Below are 12,977 nucleotides of genomic sequence, written 5' to 3' on the forward strand. Positions count from 1 at the left end.
AGGCCCGGTAAGCGTAGCGCCACCGGGCTTTCTTTTTACTGATACACAGGCAACAGATTAAAACTCGACAGCATGTGCACCACCGCATTGCCGAGACCAAATACCAGGATCAGCGCAATCATCGGTTTTCCGCCCCAGACGCGGAATTTCGGGCTGCCGAAGCGCTTACGTGATTTACGCGCCAGCAGCGCCGGTACAATCGCCGCCCAGATGGTAGCCGCCAGTCCTGCATAGCCGATGGCGTACAGGAAACCGTTCGGCCACAGCAGGCCGCCCACAATCGGCGGCAGGAAGGTTAACAGCGCCGTTTTGAAGCGCCCCATCGCAGAGTCATCAAAACCAAACAGATCTGCCAGGTAGTCAAACAGGCCCAGCGTCACGCCGAGAAATGAGCTCGCCACCGCAAAGTTAGAGAAGACCACCAGAAGCAGATCCAGACTGCGGCTGTTCAGCACGCCACTCAGCGCCTGTACCAGCACATCAATGTTACCGCCCTTCTGCGCAATGCCGATAAATTCCGGACGCGGGATGTTACCCATCGTCCCCAGCAGCCAGATCACATACAGCCCCAGCGCCAGCAGCGTGCCGTAAATCAGGCATTTCACGATGGTGCGCGGATCCTTGCCGTAGTACTTCATCAGGCTCGGTACGTTGCCGTGGTAGCCGAACGACGCCAGACAGAACGGCAACGTCATAAGCAGGTATGGCGTGTAGGAGGTGTTCACTTCCGCAACGTTAAACAGCGTGGCCGGCGTGACGTGCCCCAGCAGGCTGCCGAAGGTCAGGAAGAAGGTGATGACCTTGGCGCCCAACACGATCGCCGTCATGCGGCTGACCGCTTTGGTGCTCATCCAGACGATAAACGCCACGCCCAGCGCGAAGCAGAGACCCGCCAGACGCGCCGGAACGTTCAGCGACATCTCGGAGAAGGTGTGATGCAGAATCGACCCGCTCGCTGAAATGTACGCGTAGGTCAGGATATAGAGTACAAACGCGATGGACAACCCGTTCACCAGGTTCCAGCCTTTGCCCAGCAGATCTCGGGTGATGGTGTCGAAGCTGGAGCCAATGCGGTAGTTCAGGTTTGCTTCAAGGATCATCAGCCCGGAATGGAGCATGCAGAACCAGGTGAAAACCAGCGCCGCCAGCGACCAGAAGAACCACGCACCGGACATAACCACTGGCAGGGAGAACATCCCGGCACCAATAATGGTTCCGCCGATGATCACCACGCCGCCAAGCAGCGAAGGTGACGTTTGGGTGGTGGTTAGTGTTGCCATGCGGCCTTATCTCCAGTCAAAAATGTGGTGTGCATTTTAATGTGCTGCACTGTACCAGTACAGGAGTACAAAAGGAATAAAAAAAGCCCCGATAACAACTATCGGGGCTGTATATTTTACTTTACGTCAAAAGCGAAAAGGCTTACGCGTCACCGAAACGACGACGGCTGGTGCCTTCTTCGCGGCGTGGGCCACGATTTTCACGGCGCTCGCCGGAGAAACGACGAGGTTCGCCAGTGCGACCTTCGCTACGACCGCCTTCACGACGCTCGCCACCGAAGCTGCGACCACCGCCACGGCGTTCGCCACCGCGGTCAGAGCGAGGCTGTGCATCACCCATCAGTTGCATGTTCATTGGCTTGTTCAGAATGCGGGTGCGAGTAAAGTGCTGCAGTACTTCGCCCGGCATGCCTTTTGGCAGCTCGATCGTTGAGTGTGAACCGAACAGCTTGATGTTACCGATGTAACGGCTGCTGATGTCGCCTTCATTAGCGATCGCGCCAACGATGTGACGAACTTCAACACCATCATCACGGCCCACTTCAATGCGATACAGTTCCATTTCGCCAGCGTCACGACGCTCGCGACGTGGACGGTCTTCACCACCACGCTCTGGACGGTCACCGCGTGGACCACGGTCGTTACGGTCGCCACGACGTTCGAAACGATCGTCACGGTCACGGAACTCACGCTTAGGACGCATCGGTGCATCAGGTGGCACGATCAGGCTACGTTCGCCCTGCGCCATTTTCAGCAGTGCTGCGGCCAGAGTTTCCATATCCAGCTCTTCGCCTTCAGCGACAGGCTGGATCTGGGACAGCAGCGCACGGTACTGATCCAGATCGCTGCTTTCCAGCTGCTGCTGTACTTTCGCGGCGAATTTTTCCAGACGGCGTTTGCCCAGCAGTTCTGCGTTTGGCAGCTCAGCTTCTGGAATGGTCAGCTTCATGGTGCGTTCAATGTTACGCAGCAGACGACGCTCGCGGTTCTCAACGAACAGCAGCGCACGGCCCGCACGACCCGCACGACCGGTACGGCCGATACGGTGAACGTAAGACTCGGAGTCCATTGGGATATCGTAGTTTACAACCAGGCTGATACGCTCAACGTCCAGACCACGTGCTGCCACGTCGGTTGCAATGAGGATATCCAGACGACCGTCTTTCAGACGCTCCAGAGTCTGCTCACGCAGCGCCTGGTTCATGTCGCCGTTCAGCGCTGCGCTGTTGTAGCCGCTACGCTCCAGCGCTTCAGCAACTTCCAGGGTCGCGTTTTTGGTACGTACGAAGATAATCGCCGCATCAAAATCTTCCGCTTCCAGGAAACGGACCAGCGCTTCGTTTTTGCGCATGCCGTATACAGACCAGTAGCTCTGGCTGATGTCCGGGCGAGTGGTCACGCTGGACTGAATACGCACTTCCTGCGGCTCTTTCATGAAGCGGCGGGTAATGCGACGGATCGCTTCTGGCATGGTTGCAGAGAACAGAGCGGTCTGATGACCTTCCGGGATCTGCGCCATGATGGTTTCAACGTCTTCGATGAAGCCCATACGCAGCATTTCATCTGCTTCATCCAGTACCAGGCCGCTCAGCTTAGAGAGGTCCAGGGTACCGCGCTTCAGGTGATCCAGCAGACGGCCCGGCGTACCGACAACAATCTGTGGGCCCTGGCGCAGAGCGCGTAACTGCACGTCATAACGCTGGCCGCCGTACAGGGCTACCACGTTTACGCCGCGCATATGTTTAGAGAATTCCGTCATTGCTTCAGCAACCTGAACAGCCAGTTCACGGGTTGGAGCCAGGACGAGGATCTGCGGCGCACGCAGGTCCGGATCAATGTTGTTCAGCAGCGGCAGCGAGAATGCTGCGGTTTTACCGCTACCGGTCTGGGCCATGCCCAGCACGTCACGACCAGAAAGCAGGTGTGGGATACACTCAGCCTGGATCGGAGATGGTTTTTCGTAACCCAGATCGTTAAGGGCTTCAAGGATAGGAGCCTTCAGGCCCAGATCTGCAAAAGTGGTTTCGAATTCAGCCATGTAGTACAAGTGCCTCGATATTAATGGCGGCCAGTCTACTTAGCTCATCGTGAAAATGATTAGCAATTTTCATTGAAAAGTGTGAACCGGCTCAAATTAGGTGTATTGACGAACAACAACGCCCTCACCAGTGAAGGTGATGGCAATCAAAAGATTACGGGCTGATGTTTATGTCGTCAGCTATTGCTGGTCCGATTCTGCCAGGTCGTCTTGCTCCTGGCCCAAGAGCGATAATTCCAACAATGCATAACGGTGCTCAACGAAGTTATGTACGTTGTTAGCAACCGCTAATTTGAACAGTGCCGTAGCGCTGTCCATATCCCCCAGACTTAGGTAGTACTTACCTAAATAGAAGTTGGTTTCACTGAGATGCTCAGCGAGCGAGGTGTTATCCGTTGCGTCCGCCTTGAGGCGTTCCATCAGCGTTGCTTCGCTAATGTTGCCCAGGTAGAACTCGACAATGTTCCATCCCCACTGTTCCTTGTCCGATTTCTCGAAGCGCTGTTTCAGTGCTTCTTTGGCCTGCTTCTCATCGAGCTTCTGCTCAACGATGTAAAGCCACAGGCTGCGGAAAGGATCATTAGGATCGTCTTGATAAAACGCCAGCAGATCATCTTGCGCTAACTTATCACGACCGCCGTAATACAATGCGATACCGCGATTCAAGTGCGCGTAGTTGTAAGTTGGATCAAGCTCAAGTACAGAATCAAACGCTTCATAGGCAGCATCAAAATTGCCTGCCTGCGTTAAATAAATGCCTAAGTAATTGAATACTTCAGGCATATCAGGTCGAATTGCCAGCGCTTGTGAAAAATCATTTCGCGCTAATGCCCTCAGACCGAGACTATCATACAACACTCCGCGCTCATATAAAAGCTGTGCGCGTTCGTCATCGGTTAAAGCCCGACTGGCAAGTATTTGTTCCATGCGTGCCAGAATCACTTCCTGCTGCAAAGTCGGTTGCAATGGCACTGCGAGGACTTCGCTCTTACGCCAGGCAGAGTTGCTGCATCCTGCCAGCGTTAAAGCTGTCGCAACGAAACACCAGCGCAAAAAAGGCTTCATTTCCCACTCCCGAAGACAACTATTGGATGAACGTCCTGTCCCCCGGCGGCTTAACAAGGCGTCCTGCCTGATAATAAGCCCTCCGCCTGCGCGGAGGGCAAATGGCAACCTTACTCGCCTTGCTGTTCGGCAGCCGGAGCTTCCGGCGCCGCAGCAGGCTGAGACTGCTCGGTTGCTTCTTTAATGCTCAGACGGATACGGCCCTGGCGGTCAACTTCCAGAACTTTCACCGGTACTTCCTGACCCATTTGCAGGTAATCGGTCACTTTCTCAACGCGCTTGTCAGCGATCTGAGAGATATGTACCAGACCTTCTTTACCGCCACCGATGGCAACGAATGCGCCAAAGTCAACGATACGGGTCACTTTACCATTGTAGATACGGCCCACTTCGATTTCTGCTGTAATCTCTTCGATACGGCGGATAGCATATTTCGCTTTCTCACCGTCGGTTGCTGCGATTTTCACAGTACCGTCATCTTCGATTTCGATGGTGGTGCCCGTTTCTTCGGTCAGTGCACGGATAACAGAACCGCCCTTACCGATAACATCTTTGATCTTGTCTGGATTGATCTTGATGGTGTGAATACGCGGAGCGAATTCAGAGATATCACCGCGTGGTGCGTTGATAGCCTGTTCCATCACGCCCAGGATGTGCAGACGCGCACCTTTAGCCTGGTTCAGAGCAACCTGCATGATCTCTTTGGTGATACCTTCAATTTTGATATCCATCTGCAGGGCAGAGATACCGTCGCGGGAACCCGCCACTTTGAAGTCCATATCACCCAGGTGATCTTCGTCACCCAGAATGTCAGACAGAACAACGAAGTTGTCGCCTTCTTTCACCAGACCCATTGCGATACCCGCAACGGCGGCTTTGATCGGCACGCCTGCATCCATCAGCGCCAGAGAGGCACCACACACGGAAGCCATGGAAGAAGAACCGTTGGATTCAGTGATTTCAGACACGACACGTACGGTGTACGGGAATTTGTCTGCTTCTGGCATTACTGCCAGCACGCCGCGCTTCGCCAGACGACCGTGACCAATTTCACGACGCTTCGGTGAGCCAACCATACCGGTCTCGCCCACAGAGTACGGAGGGAAGTTGTAGTGGAACAGGAAGCTGTCAGTGCGCTCGCCCATCAGTTCATCAATGTTCTGTGCGTCACGTGCAGTACCCAGGGTAGCGGTAACCAGCGCCTGGGTTTCACCACGGGTGAACAGCGCGGAACCGTGAGTACGTGGCAGCACGCCAGTACGCACATCCAGACCACGGATCATGTCCTTTTCACGGCCATCAATACGCGGCTCGCCTGCCAGTACGCGACTACGAACAACGTTTTTCTCGATAGCGTGCAGGATTTCGCTCAGCTCGTTAGCGTCCAGCGTTTCGTCTTCCGCGATCAGGGTTGCGATGGTTTCATCTTTGATCACGTCAACCTGAGCATAACGCTCCTGTTTGTCTGTAATGCGATATGCATCGCTCAGACGAGATTCTGCCAGTGCAGCTACGCGTGCGTTCAGCGCGTCGTTTACCGCTTCTGGCTGCCAGTCCCAACGTGGTTTACCGGCTTCTTTCACCAGGTCGTTGATGTTCTGGATAACAATCTGCTGCTGGTCGTGGCCGAAGACCACTGCGCCCAGCATCTGGTCTTCACTCAGCAGTTCTGCTTCAGATTCAACCATCAGAACTGCTGCTTCAGTACCGGCAACAACCAGGTCCAGCTTACTCTCTTTCAGCTCTTCCTGAGTTGGGTTCAGCACGTACTGGTCGTTGATGTAACCGACGCGCGCGGCACCGATTGGGCCATTGAATGGGATACCAGACAGTGACAGGGCAGCAGACGCACCGATCATCGCTACGATGTCCGGGTTAACCTGTGGGTTAACGGAAACAACGGTTGCGATAACCTGCACTTCATTGACGAAACCTTCCGGGAACAGCGGACGAACCGGGCGGTCAATCAGACGCGCGATCAGGGTTTCGCCTTCGCTTGGACGGCCTTCACGACGGAAGAAGCCACCCGGGATTTTACCGGCAGCGTAGGTACGCTCCTGGTAGTTCACGGTCAGTGGGAAGAAGTCCTGACCTGGTTTAGCTTTTTTCTGGCCAACTACGGTAACGAATACAGCAGTGTCATCCATGCTTACCATTACGGCAGCAGTAGCCTGACGAGCCATCATGCCGGTTTCCAGCGTGACGGTATGCTGACCATACTGGAATTTACGAACGATCGGATTCAGCAAAATTCTGTCCTTTCTTAAATGTTTGAAAGCACACCTCAGGTGTGCTGACGATTTAACCCGACCTTCTTCGCATCCTCGCGACTAATGACAACCGACACCCCCATGGGTGAAGCCTCTCATTAGCCGCGCGAACCTCTGCAATGAAGATCATTTATAGCAACAATACAATAGTTTCCCCTGAATTGCTGCCGTCTGGTTGAAAAAAGGGGCCATCAGGCCCCCTTTTCTGAAACTCGCAAGAATTAGCGACGCAGACCCAGACGCTCGATCAGCGCGGTGTAGCGTGCAACATCTTTACGCTTCAGGTAGTCGAGCAGTTTACGACGCTGAGAAACCATACGCAGCAGACCACGACGGCTGTGGTGATCTTTTTTGTGCTCTGCAAAGTGACCCTGCAGGTGGTTAATCTGTGCAGTCAGCAGTGCAACCTGAACTTCGGTAGAACCGCTGTCGTTAGTACCACGACCAAACTCAGAAACGATTTTAGCTTTAGCTTCAACGCTTAGAGACATTTTCAAACTCCAAAGTATAAAGAATGTAAGGATGCCGATCTCTAATTCAGCTATCCCATGTACGCCCCGCAGATTGTTAAACAATTTACCAGGCGTTAAGCGGCGATATTCTACTCGTCTCCCCTGCTTATCGCAAGGTGAGGCGTTATCACCGTCACGCTTCGACCGGGTATTCGACGACCAGACGACGCGGGGCAACGCGCCCTTCACCGTCCATTTCGCCCATCCCGATAAACTTGCCTTCCTCCCCTTCCGTCACACGGACCAGGCCCTCAAGCGGCGCCCCCGTTGTGCGGACCGGGTTTCCGTTCTTAAAATAAACGGACGATGTTAAAGGAAGATTAACAACCGGGAAATCTGCTGCCGGACTGTCCATTGGCATCAGCAGCGGATCCAGCAGATCTGCCGGCGCAATTCCCTGCGCTTGCGCCTGTTCAGCCAGGGCGTGCAGATGCTCAAGCGTTACCATACGTTCGACCGGATACTTGCTGACCGCCAGACGACGCAGATAAATCACATGCGCGCCGCAGCCCAGCTTTTCACCGAGGTCGTCAATGATGGTGCGGATGTAGGTCCCTTTCGAACAGTGTACTTCCAGCTCCAGCTCATCACCTTCGTGGCGAATGAACAGCAGCTCATACACGGTAATCGGACGGGCTTCACGCGGAACGTCAATGCCCTGACGCGCATATTCGTAAAGCTTCTTGCCCTGATATTTCAACGCCGAATACATCGACGGCACCTGCATTGTGTCGCCCCGGAAGCTCTCCAGCGCCGCATCAAGTTGCTCTGCGCTGAAGGTTACCGGGCGCTCTTCAACGACCTGACCATCCGCATCGGAAGTGTCCGTGCGCTGGCCCAGTTTGGCAATCACGCGGTAGCGCTTATCGGAATCCAGCAGATACTGGGAAAACTTTGTCGCTTCACCCAGGCAGATCGGGAGCATCCCGGTTGCCAGCGGATCCAGCGCGCCGGTGTGCCCCGCGCGATTGGCGTTATAAATACGCTTTACTTTTTGCAGCACGTCGTTGCTGGATGCGCCCTGTGGTTTATCCAGCAACAGCACGCCATGCACGTCACGACCGCGACGACGAGGACGACTCATCAGTCCTCCTTGCTGTCGTCCGCCGGGTTAACACGACGCTCATCGTCATGTTTCACCACGCTGGTCACCAGGTTGGACATACGCATACCCTCAACCAGCGAGTTGTCGTAGAAGAAGGTCAGCTCCGGCACAATACGCAGACGCATCGCTTTGCCAAGCAGAGAGCGGATGAAACCAGAGGCTTCCTGCAGCGCTTTAATGCCGTTCTTCACGGCGTCTTCATCCTGGTCATTCAGGAATGTCACAAACACTTTGGCGTACGCCAGGTCGCGGGACATTTCCACGCCAGACACGGTGGTCATCATCCCCACGCGTGGATCTTTGATTTCACGTTGCAGAATGAGAGCGATCTCTTTCTGCATCTCCTGCGCGACGCGCTGTGGGCGACCAAATTCTTTCGCCATAATAAATTCTCCAGACAAAAAAGGGGCTTAAGCCCCTTTTTAAAATTACTGCCGGGTGGCGCTTCGCTTACCCGGCCTACGCTAATTAATCTTCAGTTGACGAAGATTACGCGATGGTACGCTGAATTTCGATGATCTCGAACACTTCGATCATATCGCCAACGCGAACGTCGTTGTAGTTCTTAACACCGATACCACATTCCATGCCGTTACGAACTTCGTTAACGTCATCTTTGAAGCGGCGCAGGGATTCCAGCTCACCTTCGTAGATAACCACGTTGTCGCGCAGTACGCGGATTGGGTTGTGACGCTTAATGGTCCCTTCGGTAACCATACAGCCCGCGATCGCACCGAATTTCGGTGATTTGAACACGTCACGTACTTCAGCCAGACCGATGATCTGCTGTTTCAGCTCAGGAGACAGCATGCCGCTCATCGCTGCTTTCACTTCGTCAATCAGGTTATAGATGACGGAGTAGTAACGCAGATCCAGGCTTTCAGCATCGATAACTTTACGCGCAGATGCGTCAGCACGAACGTTGAAGCCAACCAGGATAGCGTTGGACGCGGCTGCCAGGGTTGCGTCAGTTTCGGTGATACCACCTACGCCAGAACCGATGATCTTCACTTTCACTTCGTCGGTAGACAGTTTCAGCAAGGAGTCGGAGATCGCTTCCACAGAACCCTGTACGTCCGCTTTCAGAACGATGTTCACTTCGTGAACTTCGCCTTCAGTCATGTTGGCGAACATGTTCTCGAGTTTAGATTTCTGCTGGCGAGCCAGTTTCACCTCACGGAATTTACCCTGACGATACAGCGCCACTTCACGTGCTTTCTTCTCGTCACGTACCACGGTTACTTCGTCACCGGCAGCCGGAACACCGGACAGGCCGAGGATTTCCACTGGGATGGACGGACCCGCTTCCAGCACTTCCTGACCCAGTTCGTTACGCATCGCACGAACGCGACCGTATTCGAAACCACACAGAACGATGTCGCCCTTGTGCAGAGTACCTTCGCGAACCAGAACGGTTGCAACCGGACCACGACCTTTATCCAGGAAGGATTCGATTACCGCACCGCTCGCCATACCTTTACGAACCGCTTTCAGCTCCAGAACTTCAGCCTGAAGCAGGATAGCGTTCAGCAGGTCGTCGATACCGGTACCTGCTTTTGCAGATACAGGGATGAACTGCGCTTCACCGCCCCACTCTTCCGGCATAACGCCGTACTGTGACAGTTCGTTCTTAACGCGATCCATATCGGCTTCTGGCTTATCGATTTTGTTGACTGCAACAACCAAAGGCACCTGCGCCGCTTTCGCGTGCTGGATAGCTTCAATGGTCTGTGGCATCACGCCATCATCGGCAGCAACAACCAGAACAACGATATCCGTTGCCTGAGCACCACGAGCACGCATTGAGGTAAACGCTGCGTGGCCTGGGGTATCCAGGAAGGTGATCATGCCGTTTTCGGTTTCTACGTGGTAAGCACCGATATGCTGGGTAATACCACCCGCTTCGCCGGAGGCAACCTTAGTAGAACGAATGTAGTCAAGCAGAGAGGTTTTACCGTGGTCAACGTGACCCATGATGGTCACAACCGGTGCGCGCGGTTCAGCCGCTGCGCCCGTATCACGGTCGCTCATTACTGCTTCTTCCAGCTCGTTTTCACGACGCAGGATAACTTTGTGGCCCATCTCCTCGGCAACCAGCTGTGCGGTTTCCTGGTCGATGACCTGGTTGATGGTGGCCATTGCGCCCAGCTTCATCATCGCTTTGATGACCTGAGAGCCTTTCACCGCCATCTTGTTAGCCAGTTCGCCAACGGTGATGGTTTCGCCGATCACAACGTCACGGTTAACGGCCTGAGCTGGCTTCTGGAAGCCCTGCTGCAGAGCGGAACCTTTACGCTTACCGCCTTTACCACCGCGAACCGCTGCACGTGCTTCTTCACGGTCAGCTTTAGATTCAGCGTGCTTGTTACCTTTTTTCGCAGGACGCGCCGCTTTTGTACTGCGAGTACGGCCACGACCACCTTCAACTTCACGGTCGTTATCGTCTTCTGCCTGGCGCGCATGCTGAGAAGTGGTTACGTGATAATCGCTGTTGTCTTCAGTTGGTTCAGCGGTATTCACACCGTTCTTCTCGTTTTCTTCTGCCATGCGACGCGCTTCTTCGGCGACGCGGCGAGCTTCTTCTTCAAGCTTGCGGCGGGCTTCTTCTTCCGCTTTACGCTTCAGCTCGGCAGCTTCATTTTCACGGCGGGCTTTTTCAGCCTGGGCAGTTTTGGTCATTTCGTCGGTCTGTTGATTGCTCACTTTGTCTTTTTCCGCAGCGTCACGCTTCGCTTTTTCACCGGCGTCGCGTTTCGCTTTTTCTGCGGCCTCACGTTCAGCTTTTAATTCTGCTTCGCGTTTGGCAGTGGCTTCTGCCTCACGCTGAGCTTGTTCTTCCGCTTCACGCTGTGCCTGCTCTTCCGCAGCAAGGCGTTCTGCCTCTTGCGGATCACGTTTTACAAAGGTGCGCGTCTTGCGGACTTCAATTTGTACCGATTTGCTTTTGCCACCGGTACCAGGGATGTTCAACGTGCTACGCGTTTTGCGCTGCAGCGTTAACTTGTCAGGCGTAGAGCCGTGTTCACGGTTCAGGTGCGCTAACAAGGTTTGTTTTTCTTGCGCGGTCACCGAGTCATCAGCGGCCTTCGGGATCCCTGCATCAGCAAATTGCTGTACCAGGCGGTCCACGGAGGTCTGAATCTCAGCAGCCAGCGATTTTACAGTTACATCAGTCATGCTGTTCCTTCCTGCTACAGTTTATTACGCTTCGTCGCCGAACCAGCAAATATTACGTGCGGCCATGATGAGTTCGCCGGCTTTCTCGTCGGTTAAACCTTCGATATCAGCCAGGTCATCAACGCCTTGCTCAGCGAGATCTTCCAGCGTACAAACACCACGGGCAGCCAGCTTGAACGCAATCGCACGATCAAGACCTTCCAGATTCAGCAGGTCATCAGCCGGCTTCTTATCGCCAAGGCTTTCTTCCTGAGCCAGCGCCAGGGTGGTCAGGGCGTTTTTAGCGCGTTCACGCAGGGCTTCAACGGTTGGTTCATCCAGACCGTCAATTTCCAGCAGCTCTTTCATTGGCACGTAGGCCAGTTCTTCCAGCGTAGAGAAACCTTCTTCAACCAGCACAGTGGCGAAGTCTTCGTCAATGTCCAGGTATTTGGTGAAGGTATCGATCGCCGCGTGGGCTTCAGCCTGATGCTTGGCCTGAAGGTCATCAACGGTCATCACGTTGAGTTCCCAGCCGCTCAGCTGTGACGCCAGACGTACGTTCTGACCGTTACGGCCAATCGCCTGCGCCAGGTTGCCCGCTTCTACAGCGATATCCATGGTGTGTTTGTCTTCGTCAACAACGATAGACGCCACATCAGCCGGTGCCATTGCGTTGATCACGAACTGCGCCGGATTGTCGTCCCACAGAACGATATCAATACGCTCGCCGCCCAGTTCGGTAGAAACCGCCTGAACACGTGCGCCACGCATACCGACGCAAGCACCGACCGGGTCGATACGCTTGTCGTTGGTTTTCACCGCAATTTTCGCACGGGAGCCCGGATCGCGGGCCGCCGCTTTGATTTCGATAACTTCTTCGCCGATTTCCGGCACTTCGATACGGAACAGTTCAACCAGCATTTCTGGTTTAGAACGCGTCACGAACAGCTGTGCACCACGTGCTTCAGGACGTACGGCATACAGCACACCACGAATACGGTCGCCTGGGCGGAAGTTTTCACGCGGCAGCATGTCTTCACGCAGGATAACGGCTTCAGCGTTACCCGGCAGCCCTTCGGATTTGATCTCCAGAGAGATGTTATCGCGGTTCACTTTCTTCACCACGCCAGTGATGATTTCGCCTTCCTGATCGCGGAACTGATCGACAACCAGCGCGCGCTCGGCTTCGCGAACTTTCTGCACGATAACCTGCTTCGCGGTCTGGGTGGTGATACGGTCGAAGGTGACAGATTCAATCTGATCTTCAACGTAGTCACCCACGTTCAGACTTTCGTCTTCAAAACGTGCCGCTTCCAGGGTGATCTCTTTGGTCGGTTGGGTCACTTCTTCAACGATTACCCAACGACGGAATGTATCGAAGTCACCGCTTTTACGATCGATTTCTACGCGAACATCAATCTCTTGTTCGTATTTTTTCTTGGTTGCTGTAGCCAGTGCACTTTCCAGCGCTTCGAAAATCTTCTCACGCGGCAGTGATTTCTCGTTGGAGACGGCTTCAACAACAGCCAAAATTTCTTTGTTCATCGC

General features: G+C 54.2%; 10 protein-coding genes. All 10 read right to left on the reverse strand.

Annotated features, from left to right (window positions below):
• Positions 1-35 precede the first annotated feature (35 nt).
• Entirely contained in the window at positions 36-1,280 is a 1,245-nt protein-coding gene (mtr, locus tag ACOTXC_RS17350) for a tryptophan permease (protein ID WP_038416787.1), read from the reverse strand.
• A 142-nt stretch (positions 1,281-1,422) separates the two neighbouring features.
• On the reverse strand, positions 1,423-3,318 hold the full coding sequence (locus tag ACOTXC_RS17355) for a DEAD/DEAH family ATP-dependent RNA helicase (RefSeq protein WP_022649514.1): 1,896 nt from the start codon (positions 3,316-3,318) through the stop codon (positions 1,423-1,425).
• Positions 3,311-3,391 (reverse strand): protein YrbN, encoded by an 81-nt coding sequence (yrbN, locus tag ACOTXC_RS17360; protein ID WP_097397692.1) that lies wholly within the window; start codon positions 3,389-3,391, stop codon positions 3,311-3,313. Before yrbN ends, ACOTXC_RS17355 begins: the two co-directional genes overlap by 8 nt.
• A 107-nt stretch (positions 3,392-3,498) precedes the next feature.
• Entirely contained in the window at positions 3,499-4,383 is an 885-nt protein-coding gene (gene nlpI, locus ACOTXC_RS17365; RefSeq protein WP_003861782.1) for a lipoprotein NlpI, read from the reverse strand.
• A gap of 110 nt (positions 4,384-4,493) precedes the next feature.
• Positions 4,494-6,632: a polyribonucleotide nucleotidyltransferase gene (gene pnp, locus ACOTXC_RS17370; protein ID WP_022649515.1), complete on the reverse strand. Its 2,139-nt coding sequence runs from the start codon at positions 6,630-6,632 to the stop codon at positions 4,494-4,496.
• Between the two features lie 242 nt (positions 6,633-6,874).
• A complete protein-coding gene (gene rpsO, locus ACOTXC_RS17375; RefSeq protein ID WP_003861789.1) occupies positions 6,875-7,144 on the reverse strand; it encodes a 30S ribosomal protein S15 in 270 nt (89 codons plus the stop codon).
• Between the two features lie 154 nt (positions 7,145-7,298).
• Entirely contained in the window at positions 7,299-8,249 is a 951-nt protein-coding gene (gene truB / locus ACOTXC_RS17380; protein ID WP_023298718.1) for a tRNA pseudouridine(55) synthase TruB, read from the reverse strand.
• Complete coding sequence (gene rbfA / locus ACOTXC_RS17385) at positions 8,249-8,653, reverse strand: 30S ribosome-binding factor RbfA (protein WP_003861793.1); 405 nt, start codon at positions 8,651-8,653, stop codon at positions 8,249-8,251. Before rbfA ends, truB begins: the two co-directional genes overlap by 1 nt.
• A 106-nt stretch (positions 8,654-8,759) precedes the next feature.
• Positions 8,760-11,447 carry a translation initiation factor IF-2 gene (gene infB, locus ACOTXC_RS17390; protein ID WP_022649517.1) on the reverse strand — a complete coding sequence of 896 codons (2,688 nt, stop codon included), beginning with the start codon at positions 11,445-11,447 and terminating at the stop codon, positions 8,760-8,762.
• Positions 11,448-11,471: 24 nt separating this feature from the next.
• Positions 11,472-12,974, reverse strand: a complete 1,503-nt coding sequence (gene nusA, locus ACOTXC_RS17395) for a transcription termination factor NusA (protein ID WP_003861798.1) — start codon at positions 12,972-12,974, stop codon at positions 11,472-11,474.
• Positions 12,975-12,977: the final 3 nt, after the last annotated feature.

Source organism: Enterobacter cloacae complex sp. IR5428, assembly GCF_049238585.1.
Lineage (GTDB): Bacteria > Pseudomonadota > Gammaproteobacteria > Enterobacterales > Enterobacteriaceae > Enterobacter > Enterobacter intestinihominis.